Origin of the sequence: Paenibacillus sp. FSL R7-0331, assembly GCF_000758645.1 — a bacterium.
Lineage (GTDB): Bacteria > Bacillota > Bacilli > Paenibacillales > Paenibacillaceae > Paenibacillus_AQ > Paenibacillus_AQ camerounensis.
Map to the genome: position 1 here is coordinate 3,990,667 of NZ_CP009284.1, position 23,064 is coordinate 4,013,730.

The window sequence follows — 23,064 nt, forward strand, 5'->3', positions numbered from 1 at the left end:
CAGGCATATCATCCGGTTAACGGAGGGTATGCCTTTTTGTATGCCGTTAATGAGCTTCCGCTATTTCGAACATGCAGAGAGACATTCACCAATAAACCGACAATGACATTACATTCCAAACACGAAAGGAAGGGATTTCCCTTGTTCTCCGTACTCCGCGATCTCGGCTGGTTTTTCCGCCGGGAGAAAAGGCGCTATTCCATCGGCCTGATTTTGCTAATTGTAGTTGGTGTAATGGAGCTGCTGCCTCCGCGTCTGCTTGGCAATGCCATCGACGAAATTGTCCGCGGCTCCATCACCACCGGGTCACTGCTGAAGTACATCGGCGGTATCACCGGGATGATGCTCATTATTTACTGGATCACCTATGTCTGGATGCACAAGCTGTTCGGCGGCTCCAACCTGGTCGAGCGCCTGCTGCGTTCCCGGTTCATGAACCACCTGATGACGATGACCCCCTCTTTCTTTGAAAAAAACCGTACCGGCGACCTGATGGCCCGCGCCACCAATGACATCCGCGCCGTGGCGACCACCGTCGGCTTCGGGATGCTGACGCTTGTTGACTCCACTATCTATCTGAGTGTGGTCCTGCTGGCGATGGGCTTTCTGGTCAGCTGGAAGCTGACACTTGCCGCCGTGCTGCCGCTGCCGCTGATTGCGATCGCAATGATATTCTACGGCAAAGCAATCCACGACCGTTACAGCCTGGCCCAGGATGCCTTCGGGGATATGAATGACCAGGTGCTGGAGTCGGTATCCGGTGTGCGCGTTATCCGCGCTTATGTGCAGGAGCGGCTGGATGAGAAGCGTTTTGCAGATATTACTGAAGATGTGTACCGTAAAAATATGGCGGTTGCACGTGTAGATGCCTTTTTTGAGCCGACGATCCGCTTCTGTGTGGGTCTGAGCTATATCATCGCTCTTACATATGGCATCTATCTCGTATTCCGCAATCAGATCACACTGGGCGACCTAGTCTCGTTCAATATGTATCTGGGGATGATTGTCTGGCCAATGTTCGCGATCGGCGAGCTGATCAACATCATGCAGCGCGGCGGCGCTTCGCTTGAGCGGATCGACGAAACGACTAATACTCGCCCGGATGTGGCAGATGTGGCAAGTCCGGTAGCGGTTGCTCAGCCGACCCGGATCGATTTCGAGGATGTAACCTTCCGTTATCCTACCTCCACTGTCGATAATTTGAGCGGAGTCAGCTTCACCCTGTCCCAGGGCCAGACGCTTGGTGTGGTCGGACGCACAGGCAGCGGGAAATCCACCCTGCTGAAGCAGCTGCTCCATGAATATCCGGCCGGCAAGGGCGATATTAAGATTGCTAATGTTCCCATTGAAAAGATAGCGCTCGACCAGCTGCACGGCTGGATGGGCTATGTTCCGCAGGAGCAGATTCTGTTCTCCAAATCCGTCCGTGAGAATATCCAGTTCGGCTATGACCAGGCCAGTGACGAGCGGATCATGCAGGCCATTACGGCTGCAGCCTTCCAGAACGACCTGGGCACCTTATCCGACGGCCTCGATACGATGGTCGGCGAACGCGGCGTCTCCCTCTCCGGGGGCCAGAAGCAGCGCGTCTCGATCTCCAGGGCTTTTATCGCGAACCCTGACATTCTGATTCTCGACGATGCCCTCTCCGCTGTTGACGCGCGGACCGAAGCCCGGATTATTGAGAACATCCGTGAGGAACGCGCCGGCAAAACGACGCTGATCTCCACCCACCGCCTTTCTGCCGTTGAGCATGCCGATTTGATTCTTGTGCTGGATAACGGGCATATTATTGAGCGCGGCACTCATCAGGAATTGCTGGACAGAAACGGCTGGTACCGTGAGCAGTTCGACCGCCAGCAGGTGGAGAATAACCTGACCGGTGAATAAGGACGGGAGCCGGATGTCTTGCCCGATATTTTATAACCAGAATTAGAACTTGGGACTTACAACCCTTTAGGAGGTGTCACCGTTGACACAGAGTACAGGCAAACGCCTGCTGCAGTATGCACTGACTGCCAAAAAAACCTTTATCGCAGCCCTTCTGCTGCTTACCATCGGCGTGGCCGCCGAGCTGGCGGGCCCTTTTATCGCCAAAAATATGATCGACAACCATCTGCTTGCCATTGAGCAGCCTTACTTCCAGACTGCCTCCCCTGAAGAGGCCGCAGTATATAACAATAACTATTACAAGCGCGGCGACCGCTTTGCCGAGGGTGAAGCCAAGGGCCAGGAGGTCCGGCTGCTGCAGTCAGGCAGAAGCTTCTATTTCATCAATGAAGCAGTTGCCCAGCCTGAAGGCGAACGGACATTTAAGGACGGGGTGCTGGAGGTCAAATACGGAGATCAGATTACCGTCTACCCTGCAGTGAAGCTGTCTGCGGATGAAGTGTTTGCTTTTTACAAGCCGGAATTTCCGGGGATTTATGAGCTGGTAGGGCTATATGCCATCTTCCTGGTCATCTCCATTCTGGCTGAGTTCGGCAAAACCTACTGGCTGCAGTCTTCGGCCAATCAGGTCATCCGCAAGCTGCGTACCGATGTGTATGCGCATATCCAGCGGCTGCCGGTGCACTTTTTTGACAATCTGCCTGCGGGCAAGGTCGTCTCCCGGGTCACCAATGATACAGAGGCCGTCAAGGATCTGTTCATTGCCGTGCTGTCCAACTTTTTTACAGGAATTATCAATATCACCGGTGTATATATCGCGCTCTTCCTGCTCGATGTGAAGCTTGGCCTGATCAGCTTGTTCATCGTGCCGATTATCGTGCTCTGGATCGTGCTCTACCGCAAAGTGGCGACCAAATACAATACGATCATCCGCTCGCGGCTGAGTGAGATCAATGCCATTATCAACGAATCAATCCAGGGCATGTCGATTATCCGGATTTTCCGCCGCCAGAAGCAGAGCCGCGCAGAATTCGAGCACCTGAACGATGATTATATGAAGTATCAGAACAAAATGCTTAACCTGAATGCCTTCACTTCACACAATCTGGTGAACACGCTGCGTAATCTTTCTTTTGTACTGGTCCTGTGGTACTTCGGCTTTGGCAGCTTAGGCGGCTCAACCTTTGTGTCACTGGGCGTGCTGTATGCCTTTGTCGATGTGCTTGGACGGATGTTCCAGCCGATTACCGGAATGGTGAACCAGCTTGCGAACCTGGATAGCTCAATGGTCTCTGCAGGCCGCGTCTTCACCCTGATGGATGAACCGGGAGAACCGGTCACCGACGGCTCGATGCCGAGATACAAAGGGAAGGTCGAATTCAATAACGTATCCTTTGCCTATAAAAAAGATTTCGTGCTGAAGGACATCTCCTTCGAGGCACATCCCGGCGAAACAGTAGCTCTGGTCGGACACACCGGCTCCGGTAAAAGCTCGATCATCAATCTGCTGTTCCGCTTCTATGATCCGCAGCGCGGAAGCATTACGATTGACGGACAAGAGGTTACTTCCATTCCCAAGCAGTGGCTGCGCAGCCATATGGGGATCGTGCTGCAGGACCCTTACCTCTTCACCGGCACCATCGCGTCCAATGTCAGCCTTGGCGATGAACGTATCAGCCGTGAACGGGTGGAACGCGCGCTGCGTGAGGTCGGGGCGGATAAGCTGCTGGCCCACCTGCCGAAGGGCTTTGATGAGCCGGTAGTGGAAAAAGGCAGCACGCTGTCTGCCGGACAGCGCCAGCTGATCTCCTTCGCCCGCGCGCTCTCATTCGATCCGGCGATTCTCATTCTGGATGAAGCAACCTCCAATATTGATACGGAGACGGAGAGCCTCATTCAGGAAGCGCTGGAGGTGCTGAAGAAAGGCCGGACCACCTTCATCATCGCGCACCGCCTGTCGACCATCCGCAGTGCGGACCAGATTCTGGTGCTGCACCACGGCGAGATTGTCGAGCGTGGCAGCCATGAGGAGCTGATGGCGCTGGAAGGCCGCTACTACCGGATGTACCAGCTGCAGCTTGGAGCCGGTGCTGGTACGGCACAGACCGCTGATACTGCGGCACCGGGTAAGCCGGCAGCTGTTCTGCAGCCGTCGCTGAAGCACAGCTAACATATTGGTTATGACCCCTGGGAGCCTAAACGGCTGCCAGGTTTTTTTGCACTTGAATACGGAACATCCGTTCGGATATAATGGGAAATAATACATAATATGCGGGGTGGCAAGAAGATGATTACCTATTCACTCAGCAAGCGGCAGGCCAGACAGTTCCTGCTGCTGCACCAGCGGCTGGTTCCCGGCATGCTGCCGGGCGGCAAGCAGAGCATCTATGATTATGTCCGCCATGTGGGCTGCATCCAGTATGATCCGCTCAGCATTGCGGGGCACAATCATGAGCTTGTGCTGCAGGCACGGGTTCCGGATTTTGTTCCTTCCATGGCGAATGAGCTGCTGTACAGAGACCGGCTGCTGATTGACGGCTGGGACAAGAACATGTCCATTTACTGCACGGAGGACTGGCCCTATTTCAGCCGCCGGCGGGAGGCGGCAGCAGCCAGGCATCAGGGGGATGAGCTTCTGCTCAGGACGATAGAGCAGGTACGGGAAGCGCTGGATGCCCGCGGTCCCCTCTCCTCACTTGATCTGGAAGGCAAAGAGAAGATGGACTGGGCCTGGGCTCCGGCCAGAGTCACCCGCGCCGCGCTGGAGACTCTGTATTTCCGGGGAGAGATATGCGTGCATCACCGGGTGCATACTCGCCGCTATTACGATTTCACTTCCAGGCTGCTGCCGGAATATCTGCTAAATGCAGAGGAGCCGAATCCGCTGCCTGAACAGCATCACGACTGGTACGTGCTGCGCCGGATCGGCAGTATCGGCCTCCAGTGGAACAGGTCCGGCGACGGCTGGCTGGGCATTTCCGGGTTAAAGAGTAAGGAAAGAACTGCTGCTGTGGAACGTCTGCTGCTGGCCGACAGCATACGTGAGGTGCGTGTGGAGGATGTGAAGCTGCCGCTGTATATGCGGACTGCGGATGTTCCCGTGCTTGAGACCATCCTGAACGGGAGCGCTGATGCCGGGGGTAATTCTGCAAATGCTGTTGAGGAAGACGGATTCGCCGCCGTGCTGGCTCCGCTTGATAATCTGCTGTGGGACAGAGAGCTGATTCGCCAGCTGTTCGGCTTCCAGTACCGCTGGGAGGTATACAAGCCGGCGGCAGAGCGGGAATACGGCTACTATGTGCTCCCTCTTCTGTACGGCGACCGGTTTATTGCCCGGTTAGAACCGGTTATGAACAAGAAAAGCGGAGTCCTGAGCATCGTCCGCTGGTGGTGGGAGCCGGGAGAATCCTTAACTGCCGAGCTAATCCCGGCAGCCGCTGCAGCCATCGCAGCACTGGCACGCTGTAACAGAGCGGTCAGCGTCACCTTTGCTCCGGAGGCTGTCCAGAGCTGCGAGTTATCCGGTCTGGAGGAGGCTGTTCAACTAAGATACAGCTCTATTCAATGAACCGTTCCTCTTCCAGCCCCAGCTTGGCGTACATTTCCGTGCAGTAGCCCTGCAGCTTGATTTCCAGTCTGCTGGCCTTGTTCTTGAACCGTTTCAGCTCACGGATCATGTGCGCCCTGCCTGCCGGAGTAAAGGTCTGCTGAATGCGTTCCTTGAAATAATCATGCACGATATGATTACGCTGCTTCCATACATCCTGCAGCTGATTAGTCTCTTCTTCCGAGAATGGAAAATGATGCTGGATTTCTTTGATGAGCTGGCCGAGTGAATTACTGAGCTTACGCTGATACAATTCAGTGAGATCTGCTTCTGTGGGTGTTTTTCCCTGAGACAGCTTCGTGAGCAGCAGCAGATTGGTAAGCTGCTGCTCCAAAGCTTGACAATAATAGACTGCCAGTCCGAAATAAGCAAATAGCTCCTTGGATTGTTCACTCTCCGGTACTTTTGTATCCTTCATCTTTCCTCCCGCCTGTTCACTCTTTATTGATCTATTGTCTCATAAATGCCTGCCATAATCCATGCGTCCGGAGCGGTACAGATAGAATGCGCTGAGCAGCAATATGTAGATTAGTGCATGGGCAAATGTCCCTAGCACCGCAGCCGGGGGCAGTTCATCCGCATGAGTAAGCACATCCATCAGCAATGCAGCCGGAGGCAGCAGCACCGGCACAAAAGGGCCGGGGATTAGCTCAGCCAGCTTAAAGCCGCTAATGGATACAATTAGGATAATCAGCAGCAAGCCTGTGGCATAGCTGGCTTTGGGTACCCAGGCAGCCTGCAGGTAGAGTGAAATAGACACTCCAAGCATGCCCAGCAGCAGATGTCCGGCAAAAGCCAGCGTCAACCGGTAGAGCCCCGCCGGCTCGGCAAAGTTCCCTGTCAGAACGGGATACAACACTACAAGCATAGACAGTACCGACGTTAGAACAGCCAGCGTCAGTATGCCGCCCAGATTGTATTTTACACTGCTGCGCAAATGGACGATTGTAATCTGCCGCTGCACCGCCTGTTCATGATTAAGGAAGCTTATCCCCATCCAGGCGCAGCCGATGAATAATAGAATGCCGGTAGCAGCATAACTGCTCATAACCGGGTTCGGCTTATATGTATATAGAAGTAATACGAATATAATTATCGCAGCTACAGGTGCAAAATAGCGCTGCGAGGTTGAATAGCTTTTCAGCATATAGGCAGTCAGCGGCCTCATCCGGCATTCTCCTCCACACTCTGTTTGGGATCCATCCACTCTTCAAGCAGGTTGCGGCTTCTCCCGTGCTCCACCGAAATGACTGAGCCTCCGCGCTGGAGGATATGCAGGAGAAACGTATCTGCGAAGGCTGTTTCAACAGTCCATTCTGTGCATCGCCCGATCATAGCCGTCTGAACAGAACGGACAGCAATATAACCGGGCATACCTGTGATGAGCTGCTGCTCATGTTGTGCCAGTTCGGTGCAGAGCAGACAAGAAGTGAGCGTTCCCCGCAGCTTGTCTGCACTTGTAACCATTAACGTCCGGCCGGCCTGAAGCACATGCACTCCGGCTTCCAGCGCTTCCACACATAAGGGCTCATGAACGGATAAGACCAGTGCTGTCCCTTTCCGCTTCAGCTCCTGCAGGCAGTCAATCAGGGTATGCTGCGCTGGTAGATCGAGACCGGACAACGGCTCGTCCAGCAGCAGCAGCTGCGGTTCACCCAGGAGGCTCTGAATCAGATTCACCTTTTGCAGCATTCCCTTGGAGAAGCTGATTACTGGCTCTTTCCGGAACGGCTGCAGCTGAAAGGCTTCAAGCAATCCAGTAATCTGGCGTTCCAGCTGAGCATCCGGGATGCCGCTGATCTGTCCCATATAGCGTAAGTATTGCTCAGCCGGCAGCTTCGTTCCTGTAAAGGCTTCCGGCGCATAACCGATTCTAAGCTTAGGCTTTGACTGCTGCAGAACCCCTGAGGAAAGCTTTAGCAGACCGGCCATAACTGCCAGCAGTGTGCTCTTACCGGAACCGTTACGGCCGATCAGAGCGGTGGCTGTACCTGCCTCAATGCTGAGGGAGACTTCATTCAGGACGGCTCTTCGTCCGTATATTTTGGAGGCACCGGTTAGTGTGATTAACGTATTGGATGAAGCCATTCTGATATCTTCCCTTCTGCCCAGACGCGGGAACAGGGCATCACCCTGCGGAGCTGTCTGTTATCTTCTATACAATATTCGCCGGATTCCTTCCTTCTTCCTGTCAGCTTTCAACAATTGCAGCAAGCCGGATATACACAAAAAAACCGGAACACAGCAGCAGAGCCGCAGCGTTCCGGTTTTATGTAGTTTTCATGTCATTAGGCGTATACTTCTACAGCTTCGCTGATCAGGCGGCAGGCCATTGCGGCATTGCGGCAGGCATCAATACATTCCTGGCAATGAGTCTGCCTGTGTCTGCTGCTCTCGTCGGCACAGCGTTCACATATATCCGCGCACAGACGCAGGATTTCAACCACGAACGGACTTTGCCGGGTCATCGCTTGTACGGCATAAGAACAGATATCCGCACATTCACGGTCAAGCCGGATGCTCTCGCGGAGCGAGGCAAGATCATATTCCTTCAGGCTGGAGACATAGCTGTAGTTACAGGCATTCATACATTTAATACATGCGTCGATGCATTCCTGATATTGAATTCGGGTCATAGCCTTAAACCTCCTGCAATTCGAATAGGGTATGCCTATGTATTAACCTGCAAGAAAAGGAACGAACCAATCTAAGAACGTATTACAGGCTTCTTTTGACCGCTGAGGGACGGTTTAAAAGACGATTCTCCAGCTGGAGCAGCTGTGTACGCAGCTCACCGGATGAAAAATGCTCCCCGATAAAGACAGCGACGTCCGGCACCTCTCCCTGGGGGGTGATTTTCATAAAATCAGCTTCCCTGTAGGCATATTGGAATAAAAACCGGCTGGCCGTATCGCTGAAAGTTACGATTCCCTTGGCCCGGTATACATCGCGCGGCAGCTCCTTCACGAAGCGTTCAAACGCCTCACTGTTCACAGCATTTTTAAAATAATGGGTATACGCCATAACGTGATCATGGGTCCGGTGGGCTTTGGCCGGTTGTACGGCAGGTTCATTGGCAGACGCAGCATCGCCGGAAGTTTCCTGGTCCTCACTTCCACCATCCAAATGTACGCCGCCCAGACCGCCAAGCAGGGACTCCGGATCAAGCGCACAGCGCACAGCCGGCAAAATCTCAGCATATGCGTTCCATTTACGCAGCACGCCGGAGATTTCTTCTGCTTCCTCTGCGTTGACTCGGTCTGTTTTGTTCAGAATCAGCACGGAGGCGCAGCGGATCTGCTCCTGCATCAGCCGGTAGGTTGCCCCTGCTGTGAGCGGTACAGCTCCAGCAGATGTGCTGTATCGACAACGGTAATCAGCCCTCTCAGCTCCACCTGCTGATACAGTGAGGTTTCCGTCACCGCATCGACGATTTCGAGCGGGTTCGCAGCGCCGGTAGCTTCAATCACAACGACATCCGGTGCTTCCTTTTTGACAAGTGTAGTCAGCTCTGTGCTGAGATCACCGCGGCTTGTGCAGCAGATGCATCCGCCCAGCAGCTCCGCCATCGGCACCTCCTGCTCCACCAGCAGACCGTCCAGATTAACCTCGCCCAGCTCGTTCATAATAACCGCCGGCCGCAGCCCCTGTCCCTTCCAGTAATCCAGCAGCCGCTGCAGCAGCGTTGTTTTGCCGCTTCCGAGAAATCCTGACAATATATAAACCGGTAAGGTCTCTTGTTCCATGCTTCATCGCTCCCCCAAAAATTCCGTATGGTAGCGAGTGTACTACAGTCTGACTGCACAAGCAAGGCACATAACGCCGCCTCTCTCTCAAGCAATAATATTATTGCATTTACAACAATATTGTTTTTGATTATACTTTGTAAATGATTCATACGCCCAGAAAGGATTGAGACTGAAATGAATATTCAAGCCATTACATCGCTAGAAGATCTAGAAGCTGCATTTTCTATAAGAAAGCAGGTATTTGTTGAGGAGCAGGGAGTCCCCCTTGCTGATGAATTTGATGAATTCGATTCGCTGGACAGCGGGTGCGTGCATATCTTGGCCGTCTTTGAGGGCAGCGGGTGGGCACAGGCAGAATCCGGGCTGCTGACGGAAAAGGAAAGCTGGAGCGTATATGTATTCTGCCTCCGTACCGGGCATTCGGGATCGGAAAGCAAATTATCGCCGGCCTGGAGGAACTCGCTGCCATGAAAGGTCTTTTGCAAGTTAAATTACACGGTCAGACACAGGCAAAAGGATTCTATGAAAAGCTTGGCTATCAGGCTTCATCGGCCGAATTTATGGAAGACGGGATTCCGCATTTTTTAATGACTAAAGAGCTGATTGCTTCACGGATATGAATAGATTACGATTAATGGCAGGCTCTTTGTTCGTCGGCGGACTGTTCATATTAACGCTGGGAATCTCCCTGACCATACAATCCGGCCTTGGCGCATCTCCGTTTGATGCAACCCTGGTCGGGCTTTCCGGCAATGTAGGGCTGACCGTCGGAAGCTGGGAGATCCTGATTGCCGTACTGCTGCTGATATGCAACACCTTCCTGTCCAGAACGAAACCGGAGGTTTTGGGCCTGGCTACTGCTTTTGTAACCGGCCTGGGGATCGATATGTGGCTGTATTTGCTGAATGGCCGGATTGAGCCTGAGCCGCTTGGCGGCAGAGTGGTTTGTTTTGTGTTAGGCTTAATCGTTACAGGGTTAGGGACTGCCGTATATCTGCACGCCAAATTTGCACCCTCCCCTTTAGACAGGTTAACGTTATTGTTACAAAAGCTGACGGGGCGCAGTATCCTTTTTTCCCGGACACTTATTTATTTCGTGTTTCTGATGGCAGCTTTTATATTTAACGGGCCTATCGGGATCGGAACACTGCTGACGGTTTGCCTGGGCGGCTTTATCCTTAATTTTTTCATGCCGGTTGTGCAGAAGGCCCTAGACAAAGATGCAATGAAACACCCCATATAAATTTGGAGATTATGGGTAAATAAGATAATAAGGAACTGACCTTGGACTTTAGGAGTGGATAATATGTCATCTGTCGATGAACACCGCAAGCAAGCCCCGCAGACTGTAGCCTGTTATGTCATTACGGTCTCCGATACCCGGACAATGGACACGGACACCGGAGGACAGCTTCTGGCATCTATGCTGGAAGAAGCCGGTTATCAGGTTATAGGGCGCACTATTGTTAAAGATGACTACGAGGAGATCCGCGAGCTGGTCTATAAAAGCTCTGTCCATTCCGGGATTGAAGCGGTGCTGCTGACCGGCGGTACGGGAATTTCGCCCCGGGATACCACCTATGAGGCGGTGGCATCGCTGCTCGATAAGTCGCTGCCGGGCTTCGGCGAGATTTTCCGGCTGCTCAGCTTCACGGAGGATATCGGCTCTGCCGCCATTCTAAGCCGGGCCATCGCCGGCACAATCGGCAGTACAGCGGTCTTCTCGATGCCCGGCTCCACCGGAGCAATCAAGCTGGCTATGAACCGCCTGATTATCCCGGAGCTGCGCCATGTGATGCGGGAGATTTACAAGAAGGAATAGCATGAAGCCCAAACAGGCCGGATACATGCATCTGCCGATGCATGTACCCGGCCTGTTTGTTATGGCTAATGTGAAGCGTGCAGACCGTCCAGCACTTGATTGAGCAGTGCTTTAACCTTTTCGGTATACTTCCCCTTCTCTTTGTTCATCGAGGTATACAGAAGAACGCGGCTGCTTGAGATGGACGGTTTCAGCATTATATTAGCTGTCCCAGAATGAATGTTAAATAGAATCCCCGCCGTTAATGCACTTACGAGCAGGAATACCATAGGGCTTTTCATAAGCTCCCTCCTCTAAAATAACCTGATCCTAAATCCTGTTATTCTAAGGATGGCTGAGAGATTAGAAAAGTATGCACAGCTTCGTAAACCAATTGCTTCAGTAACCGTTATCTGCCTGCAGCAGCTTTATTCCCCTGGCGGCTCATCGTGGACGTCCGTATCCGGAGCCGTGATTACCCAGCCTGTAAACTCGACTCTGAGTCCGGGTCTGGTCGGGGCACATAGCATCGGTCCGGCTTGTACCCCTGACGTGTAAGGGAATCGGGCGACCCGGATCGTCCGCCAGGGCTGTTCATCGGTTCTGGCTCTGATAATGACTGCATCCTTCAGGCGTGAGGCGCGGATCGTGATTGTACGGCCAGCCCATTCCGGTACCGGTGACAGGGACCAGTCTGAATATTGATCTGTCACCACAGCGCCGATATGCGGCACGCCGTCATTGATTTCGATCCCGGCCTTAATCCACTGCAGCGGGCTGTGCCACAGCATTATACCTGCCTGATCGTACAGCTCGGTAAGGCTTCCCGCCGCGAAGCTGACCTCCACTGCGGTCCCTTCTTCCCATGCCGAGAGCAGCGCATGACCGTTATCATGCTGGAATCCGTACATCGTTTTCTGCCAGTAATCACTGCCCTCCACTGCCTGAACAATCAGCTTACCGTTCTGGTCCGCTACAGAATGTGGTTCATTACTCCAGATGCCAGCCTGCCAGTCCACCTTTTTCATTACCTGCACGCTCCTTTACCGGATTTAATTGAATGAATGCTGAAGCTTAACTGTACCCATTATTAATGCTACTCTATCAAATTCGGCTGAAAACGCAGCTTTCCTTCATCTGCACAAGTGAAAACTTCTCTGCAGGCAAAAACACAGCCTGACAGAGCTCTGTCAGGCTGTGAATGATTATGCTAAAGGATTGCGTTACAGCTTACAAATCAGGGTGCTCATGCTTGGCCTTGAGCTTGCTCCAGCGGCGCTGGACCTCGCTCTCGAAGCTGCGCAGTGCAGGCTCATTCTCCGGCTTGAGCAGATGGCGGGTTTTGCCCATCGTTTTCAGCCAGGCGGATACTTCTACACGCTTGTTCTTGTCTTCAGGATTGTAGGTGATATTGGTAACACCCTGCTCCACCTCATACAACGGGAAGAAACAGGATTCGACAGCCAGGGATACAATGTTAGTCCCTTCCTTGTCATCGCTCATCCAGTTCAGCGGGCAGGCGATCAGAATCTTGCCGTAGACCAGACCTTCATTCTGTGCATACCACTGTGCCTTCGCTGCTTTCTTGAGCAGATCCTGCGGATAGGCTTCGCAGCCGGTGAACACATAAGGAATGTTGGTAGCCGCCATAATCTGGGCAGTATCCTTGTGCTGTGTAACCTTACCCTGCTGGGTTTTGCCGATGCTCGAAGTCGAAGTACGGTGACCTAGCGGAGTCGAATAGGACTGCTGGGCTCCGGTGTTCATATAGCCTTCGTTATCGTACTCGACGATAATCATTTTGTGTCCGCGCAGGGCGGCACCGATTGCAGGCCCCATACCGATATCCATACCGCCGTCGCCGGTAACCATTACGAAGGTAAAGTCCTCTTTCAGACCCAGTCCGTCTAGCTCGCCGCGGCGTTTGCGTTCCCAGAACATCTCTACTACACCGGACAGTGTAGCCGCACCGTTCTGGAACAGGTTGTGAATAAACGTCGATTTATGGGAGGAATACGGATAACCTGTCGTTGTAACCATGGCGCAGCCTGTATGGTACAGCGCAACAATATCCCCTTCAATGCCTCTGAAGAACAGTTCAAGACCGGAGAAAATACCGCAGCCCGGACACGCGCCGTGACCCGGTGACAGACGTCTCGGCTTCTTCATCAGACTGCGTACTGGCGGAACCTTAACGGCCAGCTTGCCGGTTTCTTCATTCTTGGTAACCGTAATCAGGCCGGATTTCAATGCATCGAAATCCATCGGCTTCAGCAGGCGCTTAGGCGCTTTGTCCGGCTCGCCCGGATTGTGGCCATAGTAATCGAACGGCACTTCCACACGGTCGGCAACAACTGCATCCATAGCCAGCTGGAAGAAGTGATGGCCGTCCTCAGCGTAGAAATCTTTACCGCCCAGGCCGTAAATCCGGCTGATGACCTTGGTTGTTGTATTGCCGTGAGTGAACAGGGCTGCCTTGATCTCATTGACCATGTTACCGCCGTGTCCGCCGACGGAGTCTGCACGGTCGCCGACAGTAATAGCTTTGACATTCTTCAATGCTTCGGCAATCTGCTTCTGCGGGAACGGGCGGATCATATTCGGTGAAATCGCTCCGGCCTTAATGCCCTGCAGACGCAGCTGGTCAACGACATCCTTGATGATCTCGGACGCCGAGTTCATCAGGAAGACGGCAACATCGGCATCATCCATCCGGTACTGCTCGATCATCTCATAACGGCGGCCGGTCAGCTCAGCAAATTCCTGGGCGATCTCTTCAAACACCTCACCGGCATTATACATCGCTACAGACTGCTGGTAACGGTTGTTAATATAATCCGGCTCATTCATGTAAGGACCGACGGTAACCGGGTTGTTGCGGTCAAGCGTATCTGTAAAGCCTGCCGGCGGCTGTTCGCCTACGAATTTGTGTACATCCTCACGGTGTGCAAAAGCCTGCACACGGCGCTTCTGGTGTGAGGTGAAATATCCGTCAGAAGCAACCATTACCGGAAGACGGACCTTCGCATGTTCTGCCAGCTTAAGTGCCATCAGATTCATGTCGTAGACCGATTGCGGGTCACGGCACATCAGAATCGGCCAGCCGGTATTGAGTGCAAAATACAAATCGGAGTGATCACCGTGAATATTCAGCGGGCCTGAGATCGAACGGCAGACCAGGTTCATAACCATAGGCATACGCGTACCTGCTTGTACGGGCAGCTGCTCCAGCATGAACATGTAGCCCTGTGCGCTAGTTGCATTGAATACGCGTCCGCCCGCAGTCGAGGCACCGTAACAGATCCCTGCCGAGCTGTGTTCACCGTCTGATGGCACGAGCATAATATCGTGCTGTCCGCTCGCCTTCATTGTATCGAGGAACTGGGCTACCTCGGTCGACGGCGAGATCGGGAAGTATCCCATAACATGATAATTGATCTGGTGCGCAGCATAAGCTGCCATTTCATTGCCTGATTCATAGAGGAACTTCTGCTCTACCTTGGCAGAGCCTATTTCTTTCTCATAATCAATAGCCATTGTTCATTCCGCCCTTCTTACCGAATTTATAATTGCGAGACCAAATCAAACGTATGATGCACCGTATGGCTGTCCGCATAGCCTTCCTGCTCACGGATGATGGACAGGGCCGAGGTCGGGCAGGCGCCGACGCATTTCAGGCAGCCTTTGCAGTACTGGTAATCGATACCCAGCAGGAACATCTGCGAACGCCCCTTGCGGTCAAGCCGTTCTTCCCAGACAAAGCACTGGTCCGGACAGACGGTATCGCACTGTGCACAGTTGATGCAGGACTCGTTCTCATAAGCCGGAATCATACCGGAACGGGAAATACTGAGATTCTTCAGGAAGCTGTTGCCTGGATTGACAATCGATCCGCCCATCGGCTGGGTTTCATAACCAAGCGGAGAGATATCAGAACGAACATATTCAGGCATGCTCTCTCCCTCAGGCAGCTCAAAGTGCATAAACTTCACTTCATTGAAGCCCCGATCGAAGGTTGTAATGGCAGACTGTACAGCCTGCGGATATTTCTTGCCGAGGGATTTCTCAATAACGCCCTTCATCGTTTCGGTGTCAAGGAACGGGCAGAGCCGGAACAGCGCGCCGAGCATCGCCATATTCACGCGGTTCTTCTCTTTCAGCGCAATGCTGGTCGCATCGATGACTGCAATCGTTCCGCCCTTCAGCTTCAGCAATTCTCTGAGTTCTTCCGGCGTCCTGGCCGAGTTCACAAGAACGGTGCTGTCCTCACTGATTCCGCTCGTAACGTTGACGGTCTTGGCAAGTGCTTCATGGAATACGCCAACCACATGCGGGCGCTCTACCGGCGAAGTATCACGGATGTGCGTGTTCAGATCGCAGAACCGGATATGGGCTTTTACAGCTGAACCTTTTTTCTCTGAGCCGTATGATGAGAAGCTCACGCCGTTCAGTCCCGCGCCGACTACACCTGCTTCTGCTAGCATCTTACCGGCCAGGTTCGCCCCTAGCCCTCCGATGGATTCCAGCCGGATTTCAAAGAATCCCAGGCTGTTGACTTTTGGTAGTTGTACCACCGACATAACCCCTTTCGAGTGTCAAATAAAACATTCCTTTTGACTTTTTCAATAATTGTAACGTGATAATGATGGTAACGAATGTGACAAATCTTGCATTTACACGGCTTCGGGAATCACATTAATTTATAGATTTCTAGCGATTTCTTTATATGCGACAGCACTGCGTTACCTCGAAAGAAGATAACCTGCCATAGAAATTGCAGAATGTGAAAATTGTGTGTAATCCGCTGTTTTTCAAAGCTCCGTGGATACAAGGGTCTTCTTAATTTAGCAATAAAATTAAAAATTAAGATGTTAAATTCATCACATTTTTCAATTGAGAATGCATATCAATGACATGGGCGTCAATGATTTTTATAGCTTTTGACAGAGGAATTTTTTACAATCCGCAGGTGCCTGAAGTGATGTCCGCGCAGTAAAAAACAAGGCAAAAAGCCCATCCGGAGATGGGCTGGCCTGCAGTATTATCCGTTTCTAGTACGTCCACCAGTTGCCCGACATTACGATCATCGAAAACAGCTTGATGCTGTCCTCATAATAATCCTCAGCCGCGCTGCCGGCTGTATGGCTCCATAGCGAGTTCAGCCAGCTCTGATTAGAAGAAGAAATCATCGCACTGACGCCGAAGGGGGCGTAAAAAGCTCCGCTGTTATAGCTTCCGAATGTTGTACCGTTCAGCTTATAGCCGTCCTTGATGCTTCCAGGCGAGCTGCTTACCTTTGTCTTGATCCAGCTGTTAAGCTGGGTAAGCTGGCTGATTGCACGGTTATCGCCGGTGATCAGATAGTCCGTCGCAATTCTCCAAGGTGTCCGGCAGGAATTATAATTGTAATTCCCGTCATTGGTATCCTCCAGGAACCCGGCTGCAGCCGGTTTATAGGCACCTCCCGAATAAATAACGAAATCCGGCAGCAGGCCCGTAGAAGCACTGTAGCCAGTATACAGGCTATTAATAATGGAATAGGTCTTGTCGGTCACATTTCCCCAGCGTGCGTCCCCGGAAGCCGTCTTGAAGGCCTTCAGATGACCCAGCATAAAGTCAGAAGGTCTAGTCGCTGTATTATAAGAGCCGCTATTGGCCCAGTCGCCCAAACGGATCGTCCACTGCGTCTGATTAATCTCATTGTCCATGATGGCTCCAATGATATTGCCGGCAGCCGCCAGATAGTTTACAGTGCCAGTGCTGCCCCACTGCCGGTCGGCAAGAAGAAGGGCAAAGGCAATATCCATATCGCCATCCGTAGCGGAGTCCTCCCCCTCAATATTCTGAAAGCTGCTGTTCTGCTTCCAGGACATCAGATACGGGTTAATGGAGCTGGGATGAGCGGTGTAATATTGATAGAGTCCATTGAAATAAGTCTGGGCGTTGGCATCATATCCCGCCATCAGCACAGTGAAGAGCATCCCGTAGCCATGTGCCTCGGATACGGTCTCCCCGTCCGAATTATATTTCACATAATATTTACCTGTGCCGGCCGGCTTCAGATAAGCAGCCTTCCACTCATTCCACTTTGTCTTAACAGCATTGTCCATACTTGCCTGCGTGACATGGTTCGGCTTGATCGTGCCGCTTGTATAGACGGTATGCTGCGGGAACGGTTTATTGACCGCAGCCAGTGCGGAGCCAGCCGGCAGCATAAACAGCGCCAGACAGAGGATTAGCCAGCTTTTCCACCCCAGTGTATGCTTGGTTGTCTTATTAATAACGCTTCACTCCTTAAAATGGGATCAGTCCTGCGGCCAATGCATACATTCACCGCCCTCATAGCGGACTGGCGAAGCTAACAGCTATGCTGAATCAGCATATTTACTATAATATTCCATTTTATCGCTGTCAATATGAAAAAAGCTGCCCTGCCCGCATAGCCTGATTGCGGAAGGACAGCCTGATTTATTCGCATTTAAAAGGGTACATCTGCTACTCGTTATCCAGCTGATCCAGCTGCATATGCTCGGCGATCAGCTGCTGCTTGCGGTTCCAGACCTGCTCGCTGAGGTTAACCCGGTACACCTCAGGATTCAGCTTACGCAGGTATTCCGGCCAGAACAGATCGAGCTGCTGCTCATGATAGCGGCGGATCTCTTCAAGCGGGGGTAAGGAATAGACCTGGAAGCCGTTCACGAAAATCGGCTCCAGCATCGGCAGCGCCTCATACTTGTCGACGTTTTTGCGCAGATAAGGATGCAGGGGGTTAAACAGCTTGATCCGGGCGCCGTTGCGCGGGGCAGCCTCATCAGGGAAGTTAATATAGTCGGCCATCGCTTTACCGTTCGTGCCGACAATGCGGAAGACTTCCTTTTTGCCCGGAGTAGAGACCTTCTCTGGATTGGAGGAGATCTTGATGGTCGGGATCATCTCGCCGGAAGCAGACTCAATCTCTACCAGCTTATACACCCCGCCCAGGGAAGGCTGGTCTGCAGCTGTAATCAGCTGTGTGCCGACACCCCAGGTATCGATTGCCGCACCCTGCAGCTTCAGGTCCATAATCGTATTCTCATCCAGATCGTTAGAGGCTACAATCTTCACGTAGTCCAGTCCCGCTTCGTCCAGCATCTTGCGGGCCTGCTGCGACAGATAGGCCAAATCGCCGCTGTCAAGCCGGATACCGTTCATTCTCTTTCCCTGGGCCTCCAGCTTCTTGGCCGTATTGATCGCATGCGGCACCCCGCTGCGCAGTGTATCAAAAGTATCCACCAGCAGTGTAACGCCGTCCGGCATTACCTTGGCATAAGCGTCGAATGCCTCTTGCTCGCTGCTGAAGCTCTGGACCCAGGAATGGGCATGCGTTCCCTTGGTCGGGATGCCGAACATCCGCCCGGCCAGCATGTTTGAGGTGGCATGGAATCCGCCGATGTAAGCTGCGCGTGCGCCCCACACCGCCGCATCCGCTTCCTGCGCCCTGCGGGTGCCGAACTCAAGCAGAATATCGTTAGGAGCTACCTGCTTAATCCGTGAAGCCTTGGTGGCGATCAGCGTCTGATAGTTCATGAAGTTCAGGATCGCCGTTTCGACGAGCTGAGCCTCCATAATGGTGCCTTCAACCCGAACCAGCGGCTCATCCGGAAAGACAATCGCGCCTTCCTTCATCGCATGAATATTCCCTTTAAAATGGAACTGCAGCAGCTCCTCTAGGAACGCCGGCGCATAGTTCTCTTCCTGTTCCGACAGGTAGCGGACATCTTCCTCCGTGAAACGGAGGTCACTGATATATTGGGTAATCCGCTCCAGTCCGGCGAATACGGCAAAGCCGTTGCCAAAGGGCAGCTTACGGAAGTACGCTTCGAATACCGCTTTACGCTTATGGGTGCCGTTGACCCAATGGGCGTACATCATATTAATCTGATACTTGTCTGTATGTAGAGCAAGCTCTCTCCTCAAATCCTCATCTCCTAGACCTGTCTTATTCTGCATCGGCACGTACCACCTGTGCACCCAGGCTTCCCCGGAAATGCCCCAGCGCCCACGTGTGGCCGTCCGGATTAAAGCTGGCCACCGCATCCTCATGCACGATGATTTCAAAGTTTTTGTTATAAGCATCCACCGCCGTATGCAGCACACAGATATCGGTGCAGACACCGATCAGATGCAGCTCCCTGATGCCCCGCTCACGCAGCTTCAGCTCCAGATCCGTGCCGCAGAAGGCGCTGTAACGCGTTTTGTCCATCCAGTAGATAGACTCACGGTTCTCTTCATAGACAGCCTTCAGACCGCCGTACAGTTCCCGTCCCGGTGTATCCCGCAGGTTGTGGGGCGGAAACAGTCTGGTCTCTGGATGATACGGATCGGCCGCCTCATGCAGGTCCACTGCCATAACCACATAATCCCCGCTCTTCACAAACTGCTCAGTCAATTCGCTCACCCTGGCTGCAATATCAATTCCCGGCTGCCCGACCGGCAGACTGCCGTCAATAAAATCATTGGTGAAATCTATCACGATCAATGCCTTCATTGTACATACCTCCTGGTAAATGGGTAGGTGGTGCATGATGCAGATTCAGTGTGCGCCCTAAGTATAAATAGATAATAACGGCTCATGGTCAGTGAACATATAGAGCTGCGCAGGCCGCTGGGAGTACTGATTCGAGCTGACAGGGTTGCCGGCTTCGTCACGTACTTCTTTTAATATACCCTGCCGGCTGCGGGTTGACGTAATTTTGCGGATAAAATTTGGCTCTTTGAATTCCGGAACTACTGTCTGGATAACCTGATACAGCTCACTCAGCGTAAAATGCCGGGGCAAAAACTGCCGGGCAATCGTCGTCTGCAGCATCTGCTGCTGAATCCGCAGATAAGCATCCGTAATAATATCATGGTGGTCAAAGGCCAGCTCCAGCTCCTCAAGCGCCTCCTGCAGTGTGAACAGCCCGACCTCACCGGCGTCATCCGAGGCTTGTCTCTGCTCAAGCATCCATTCCTCCACCAGCGCAAAAAAAGCATGGCTGATAATCCAGCCGCGCGGATCCCGTCCAGGGGTGCTGTATACGCCGAGGTATTCCAGATGACCGCCGTCAACACCGGTCTCTTCCTTTAATTCACGGGTTGCCGCATCATAGATGGACTCATCCTCCTGGCAGAACCCGCCCGGCAGGGCCCACATGCCGGCACACGGCCATTTCTTGCGCCGGATCAGCATCACCTTCAGCTCACGCAGGGGGAGCGTCTTGGTGACCGTCTTCCGTTCCCGCTTCGTTAAGGTGAACATCACAATGTCAGCCGGAACGCCGTCCGGAGTGCGGTATTTTTTGGCGTTATAGGTTTGTTCCACGTTCTCGCTCACTTTAGATCATCCTTTGCCGCTGGCTTTGTTAACCGTTCGTATCTTTTAATGTACCAAACCTGCTCTTCCAAAAGCAACAAATCTGCCACATTTTGATGATAATAAAGGGACGGATCTGCATCCGCCCCTCTAATAACAGGATTTAATCTCCGCAGGTGGACGGCGGCGCATCCGTGCCGGCCTCCACACTGATTTTATCGGAAACAGTATCCCGGATGACCGAAATCACCATCTGCAGCAGATAATTGATGTCACTCTGGCTCTGCTGGAATTCGTTCACAACCGGAATACCGTCAATCTCATCCTGGAGGTCTTCGATCTCCTGTTCAATCTTTGTTATCATTGCTTTATTGCCGAAGCTTTCAAAGGCGACGATCTCCTTCTGTTTCTTCTTAATAGTGGCAATCAGCCCCTGTACCCGGTCATGATTCTGGATTTTGAGCTCGGCCTGCTGAAAATGCCGCACTTCCTCACTGGTCGAGATCAGTGCTGCAAGCTCCTTTGCTTTGCCCATAATATCTTCTCGCACAATCAGATCACGGGTGTCGAAGCTCTGCATGCCGTATTTATTCACATTCGGACTGTCCTGGCTCACACTCATCGCCCCATTTCACTATAGTTAGAGGACTGCTGCAGCTTCCGCCACATAATCCCCTTTAATATACCAGGTTTTGGTATCTGTAATTCTGACCTGCACAAAGCTGCCGATCAGCTCCTTCGGACCTTCAAAATGAACCAGCTTATTGGCCCGGGAACGACCGGAGAGTACACTTGCATTATTCTTGCTCTCCCCTTCGACCAGCACCTCCACCAGCTCACCGAGCATCCGGTCGTTGCTGACCCGGCTCTGCTCCTTGATAAGGTCATTCAGGCGCTTCAGCCGCCCGTTCTTGACCGGGGTCGGAACATTATCCTCCATTGCTGCAGCCGGCGTACCCTCACGCGGCGAGTAAATGAAGGTATATGCCATATCATAACCTACTTCACGGACCAGGGACAGCGTCTCTTCAAACTGCTCCTCGGTTTCTCCGGGGAAGCCGACAATAATATCCGTGGTCAGCACCGCATCCGGCACACTGGCCTTCAGCTTATAGACCAGCTCAAGATAAGCTTCGCGCGTATATTTACGGCTCATTTTCTTAAGCACAGCTGAGCTTCCCGACTGCACCGGCAGATGGATATGCTCGGCCAGATTGCCGCCCTTGCCCAGTACTTCTATTAATCTATCGTCAAAATCGCGCGGATGCGATGTCATAAAACGGATGCGCGGAATATCGATCTTACGCATATCATCCATCAGATCCCCGAATGTATAGTCTATATCTGTAAAATCCTTGCCGTATGCATTCACATTCTGCCCGAGCAGCGTCACTTCCTTGAAGCCCAGACGGGCCAGCTCGCGCACTTCCGTGATAACGTCCTCCGGACGGCGGCTGCGCTCCTTGCCGCGGGTGAACGGGACGATACAGTAAGTACAGAACTTGTCGCAGCCGTACATAATGTTAACCCAGGCGCGCATGCCTTCCCGCTTCTTGGGAAGATTCTCAATGATGTCGCCTTCCTTGGACCACACCTCGACAACTAGCTCCTTGCTGAACAGCGATTCCTTGATGATCTGCGGCAGGCGGTGAATATTATGTGTACCAAAAATCATATCCACGAAGCCGTGCTTGGCCATGATCCGGTTCACGACGCCTTCCTCCTGGGACATACAGCCGCAGACGCCCAGCAGCAGGCCCGGCTTCTCCAGCTTCAGCGTTTTGAGGTGGCCCAGCTCACCGAATACTTTATCTTCGGCATTTTCACGGATTGCGCAGGTGTTAAGCAGAATAATATCTGCCTCATTCCGGTCTTCCACCGGCTGATAGCCCATTTCCTCCAGCATGCCCTTCATCGTCTCGGTGTCATGCTCATTCATCTGGCAGCCGTAGGTGGCTATAAAATAGTACTGCTGCTTAAGGCTGTTCATTTCACGGAATTGCTCCATAATACGGATCGTTTCAGCATCCTCAAAGTTAATGACCTCGATCTCCTGCTTGCCCCGGCGCTTGCCTTCCTTATAATCCGGGTTGGAGTTGATCTGTACGGTACGGCCTTTGATTCTGTAAGTGGTTTTGCCCTCTTCTTCACTGATGACTTTGGCATCAGAAAAATCAAAATACTTAGAGTAATCCTTCGAACCGCCCTGGCCGGATTTTAAGTCCGGTGAGTTATTCCCCATTGTCATGTTTTCACGTCCTTTATGAATGAAAGCTTCAGTAGTCAAATCGGTTAATTTTATTATCGCCAATAAAAAATTATAGCATAAATAATGGAGGCTAATCCATCTGCGGGCGGCAGGCTCACTCCTGCCTGCTCCAAAGCTAAACCCGTAATACAAATAAGCCTCCTGCCGGAGTCAGCAGAAAGGCTCTGAGTTATACATAGTATGTGGAACATCATTTCGGGCGGCGGATGTACATTCGTAAGTAAACCATTTCAAGCTTAGACTTTTTGACACAGATAAAAAACATCTTCATTTCCGCGAATCATCTCCCCATGAATATAGCTTTACTACAGTCTACCATTGTACCGTTACAGTAACGTTACACTTTTCTACATAAAACCGCATATTATGATAAAATAACAGACTTTATTGCTAGAGCGATTATGAAAATACATA

At 52.3% G+C, this 23,064-nt stretch carries 19 protein-coding genes and 2 pseudogenes; 6 read left to right on the forward strand and 15 right to left on the reverse strand.

Annotated elements, in window-relative coordinates; genetic code table 11:
• Window positions 1–141 precede the first annotated feature (141 nt).
• The 3 genes from R70331_RS16855 to R70331_RS16865 all read left to right on the forward strand — a co-directional run bounded on the left by R70331_RS16855 (window position 142) and on the right by R70331_RS16865 (window position 5,458).
• Window positions 142–1,890 (forward strand): ABC transporter ATP-binding protein, encoded by a 1,749-nt coding sequence (locus R70331_RS16855; RefSeq protein WP_042177357.1) that lies wholly within the window; start codon window positions 142–144, stop codon window positions 1,888–1,890.
• 82 nt (window positions 1,891–1,972) lie between these two features.
• Complete coding sequence (locus R70331_RS16860) at window positions 1,973–4,060, forward strand: ABC transporter ATP-binding protein (RefSeq protein WP_156131147.1); 2,088 nt, start codon at window positions 1,973–1,975, stop codon at window positions 4,058–4,060.
• Between the two features lie 117 nt (window positions 4,061–4,177).
• On the forward strand, window positions 4,178–5,458 hold the full coding sequence (locus R70331_RS16865; protein WP_042177359.1) for a DNA glycosylase AlkZ-like family protein: 1,281 nt from the start codon (window positions 4,178–4,180) through the stop codon (window positions 5,456–5,458).
• On the opposite strand, the gene R70331_RS16870 is transcribed toward R70331_RS16865, so the two are convergent.
• The 5 genes and pseudogenes from R70331_RS16870 to R70331_RS32510 form a co-directional block, all read right to left on the reverse strand.
• A complete protein-coding gene (locus tag R70331_RS16870) occupies window positions 5,448–5,915 on the reverse strand; it encodes a hypothetical protein (RefSeq protein ID WP_042177360.1) in 468 nt (155 codons plus the stop codon). The two genes, R70331_RS16865 and R70331_RS16870, sit on opposite strands and share 11 nt — an antisense overlap.
• 39 nt (window positions 5,916–5,954) lie before the next feature.
• Complete coding sequence (locus R70331_RS16875) at window positions 5,955–6,665, reverse strand: hypothetical protein (RefSeq protein WP_042177361.1); 711 nt, start codon at window positions 6,663–6,665, stop codon at window positions 5,955–5,957.
• Window positions 6,662–7,585, reverse strand: a complete 924-nt coding sequence (locus R70331_RS30545) for an ATP-binding cassette domain-containing protein (protein WP_052419092.1) — start codon at window positions 7,583–7,585, stop codon at window positions 6,662–6,664. Before R70331_RS30545 ends, R70331_RS16875 begins: the two co-directional genes overlap by 4 nt.
• A 200-nt stretch (window positions 7,586–7,785) precedes the next feature.
• On the reverse strand, window positions 7,786–8,133 hold the full coding sequence (locus R70331_RS16885) for a four-helix bundle copper-binding protein (protein WP_042177362.1): 348 nt from the start codon (window positions 8,131–8,133) through the stop codon (window positions 7,786–7,788).
• 82 nt (window positions 8,134–8,215) lie between these two features.
• Window positions 8,216–9,243, reverse strand: a pseudogene (locus R70331_RS32510) (CobW family GTP-binding protein).
• A gap of 177 nt (window positions 9,244–9,420) precedes the next feature.
• On the opposite strand from R70331_RS32510, the pseudogene R70331_RS16895 reads away from it, so the two are divergent.
• From R70331_RS16895 to R70331_RS16905, 3 genes and pseudogenes are all read left to right on the forward strand, one after another.
• Window positions 9,421–9,866 (forward strand): annotated as a pseudogene (locus R70331_RS16895) (GNAT family N-acetyltransferase).
• Complete coding sequence (locus R70331_RS16900) at window positions 9,863–10,489, forward strand: YczE/YyaS/YitT family protein (RefSeq protein ID WP_231576305.1); 627 nt, start codon at window positions 9,863–9,865, stop codon at window positions 10,487–10,489. The pseudogene R70331_RS16895 and the gene R70331_RS16900 overlap by 4 nt, the downstream one beginning before the upstream one ends.
• 63 nt (window positions 10,490–10,552) lie before the next feature.
• A complete protein-coding gene (locus tag R70331_RS16905; protein ID WP_042177364.1) occupies window positions 10,553–11,068 on the forward strand; it encodes a MogA/MoaB family molybdenum cofactor biosynthesis protein in 516 nt (171 codons plus the stop codon).
• A gap of 65 nt (window positions 11,069–11,133) precedes the next feature.
• Here R70331_RS16905 and R70331_RS16910 read toward each other — a convergent pair whose 3' ends face one another.
• The 10 genes from R70331_RS16910 to miaB all read right to left on the reverse strand — a co-directional run bounded on the left by R70331_RS16910 (window position 11,134) and on the right by miaB (window position 22,629).
• Window positions 11,134–11,349, reverse strand: a complete 216-nt coding sequence (locus tag R70331_RS16910; RefSeq protein WP_042177365.1) for a hypothetical protein — start codon at window positions 11,347–11,349, stop codon at window positions 11,134–11,136.
• Window positions 11,350–11,475: 126 nt separating this feature from the next.
• Window positions 11,476–12,075, reverse strand: coding sequence for a DUF1349 domain-containing protein (locus tag R70331_RS16915; RefSeq protein ID WP_042177366.1), 600 nt, complete (start codon window positions 12,073–12,075; stop codon window positions 11,476–11,478).
• Between the two features lie 202 nt (window positions 12,076–12,277).
• Window positions 12,278–14,584, reverse strand: a complete 2,307-nt coding sequence (locus R70331_RS16920) for a thiamine pyrophosphate-dependent enzyme (protein ID WP_042177367.1) — start codon at window positions 14,582–14,584, stop codon at window positions 12,278–12,280.
• A 26-nt stretch (window positions 14,585–14,610) separates the two neighbouring features.
• On the reverse strand, window positions 14,611–15,621 hold the full coding sequence (locus R70331_RS16925; protein WP_042177368.1) for a 2-oxoacid:acceptor oxidoreductase family protein: 1,011 nt from the start codon (window positions 15,619–15,621) through the stop codon (window positions 14,611–14,613).
• Between the two features lie 477 nt (window positions 15,622–16,098).
• Window positions 16,099–17,262: a family 8 glycosyl hydrolase gene (locus tag R70331_RS16930; RefSeq protein ID WP_081947642.1), complete on the reverse strand. Its 1,164-nt coding sequence runs from the start codon at window positions 17,260–17,262 to the stop codon at window positions 16,099–16,101.
• 280 nt (window positions 17,263–17,542) lie between these two features.
• A complete protein-coding gene (locus R70331_RS16935; protein WP_042177370.1) occupies window positions 17,543–19,036 on the reverse strand; it encodes a nicotinate phosphoribosyltransferase in 1,494 nt (497 codons plus the stop codon).
• Window positions 19,026–19,574, reverse strand: a complete 549-nt coding sequence (locus R70331_RS16940) for a cysteine hydrolase family protein (protein WP_042177371.1) — start codon at window positions 19,572–19,574, stop codon at window positions 19,026–19,028. Before R70331_RS16940 ends, R70331_RS16935 begins: the two co-directional genes overlap by 11 nt.
• A 57-nt stretch (window positions 19,575–19,631) precedes the next feature.
• Complete coding sequence (locus R70331_RS16945) at window positions 19,632–20,402, reverse strand: NUDIX domain-containing protein (protein WP_042177372.1); 771 nt, start codon at window positions 20,400–20,402, stop codon at window positions 19,632–19,634.
• Window positions 20,403–20,544: 142 nt separating this feature from the next.
• Window positions 20,545–21,003 carry a YlbF/YmcA family competence regulator gene (locus R70331_RS16950; protein ID WP_042177373.1) on the reverse strand — a complete coding sequence of 153 codons (459 nt, stop codon included), beginning with the start codon at window positions 21,001–21,003 and terminating at the stop codon, window positions 20,545–20,547.
• Between the two features lie 18 nt (window positions 21,004–21,021).
• Window positions 21,022–22,629 carry a tRNA (N6-isopentenyl adenosine(37)-C2)-methylthiotransferase MiaB gene (miaB, locus tag R70331_RS16955; RefSeq protein WP_081947860.1) on the reverse strand — a complete coding sequence of 536 codons (1,608 nt, stop codon included), beginning with the start codon at window positions 22,627–22,629 and terminating at the stop codon, window positions 21,022–21,024.
• Between the last annotated feature and the right edge of the window lie 435 nt (window positions 22,630–23,064).

Bases quoted from the DNA above. Each gene is read 5' to 3' on its own strand.
- R70331_RS16910 (WP_042177365.1), bottom strand. From the start codon at position 11,349: ATGAAAAGCCCTATGGTATTCCTGCTCGTAAGTGCATTAACGGCGGGG.
- R70331_RS16915 (WP_042177366.1), bottom strand. From the start codon at position 12,075: ATGAAAAAGGTGGACTGGCAGGCTGGCATCTGGAGTAATGAACCACAT.
- R70331_RS16905 (WP_042177364.1), top strand. From the start codon at position 10,553: ATGTCATCTGTCGATGAACACCGCAAGCAAGCCCCGCAGACTGTAGCC.
- R70331_RS16875 (WP_042177361.1), bottom strand. From the start codon at position 6,665: ATGAGGCCGCTGACTGCCTATATGCTGAAAAGCTATTCAACCTCGCAG.
- R70331_RS16940 (WP_042177371.1), bottom strand. From the start codon at position 19,574: ATGAAGGCATTGATCGTGATAGATTTCACCAATGATTTTATTGACGGC.
- R70331_RS16865 (WP_042177359.1), top strand. From the start codon at position 4,178: ATGATTACCTATTCACTCAGCAAGCGGCAGGCCAGACAGTTCCTGCTG.
- R70331_RS16935 (WP_042177370.1), bottom strand. From the start codon at position 19,036: ATGCAGAATAAGACAGGTCTAGGAGATGAGGATTTGAGGAGAGAGCTT.
- R70331_RS16920 (WP_042177367.1), bottom strand. From the start codon at position 14,584: ATGGCTATTGATTATGAGAAAGAAATAGGCTCTGCCAAGGTAGAGCAG.
- R70331_RS16885 (WP_042177362.1), bottom strand. From the start codon at position 8,133: ATGACCCGAATTCAATATCAGGAATGCATCGACGCATGTATTAAATGT.
- R70331_RS16870 (WP_042177360.1), bottom strand. From the start codon at position 5,915: ATGAAGGATACAAAAGTACCGGAGAGTGAACAATCCAAGGAGCTATTT.
- R70331_RS16930 (WP_081947642.1), bottom strand. From the start codon at position 17,262: ATGCTGCCGGCTGGCTCCGCACTGGCTGCGGTCAATAAACCGTTCCCG.
- R70331_RS16900 (WP_231576305.1), top strand. From the start codon at position 9,863: ATGAATAGATTACGATTAATGGCAGGCTCTTTGTTCGTCGGCGGACTG.
- R70331_RS30545 (WP_052419092.1), bottom strand. From the start codon at position 7,585: ATGGCTTCATCCAATACGTTAATCACACTAACCGGTGCCTCCAAAATA.
- R70331_RS16950 (WP_042177373.1), bottom strand. From the start codon at position 21,003: ATGAGTGTGAGCCAGGACAGTCCGAATGTGAATAAATACGGCATGCAG.
- miaB (WP_081947860.1), bottom strand. From the start codon at position 22,629: ATGACAATGGGGAATAACTCACCGGACTTAAAATCCGGCCAGGGCGGT.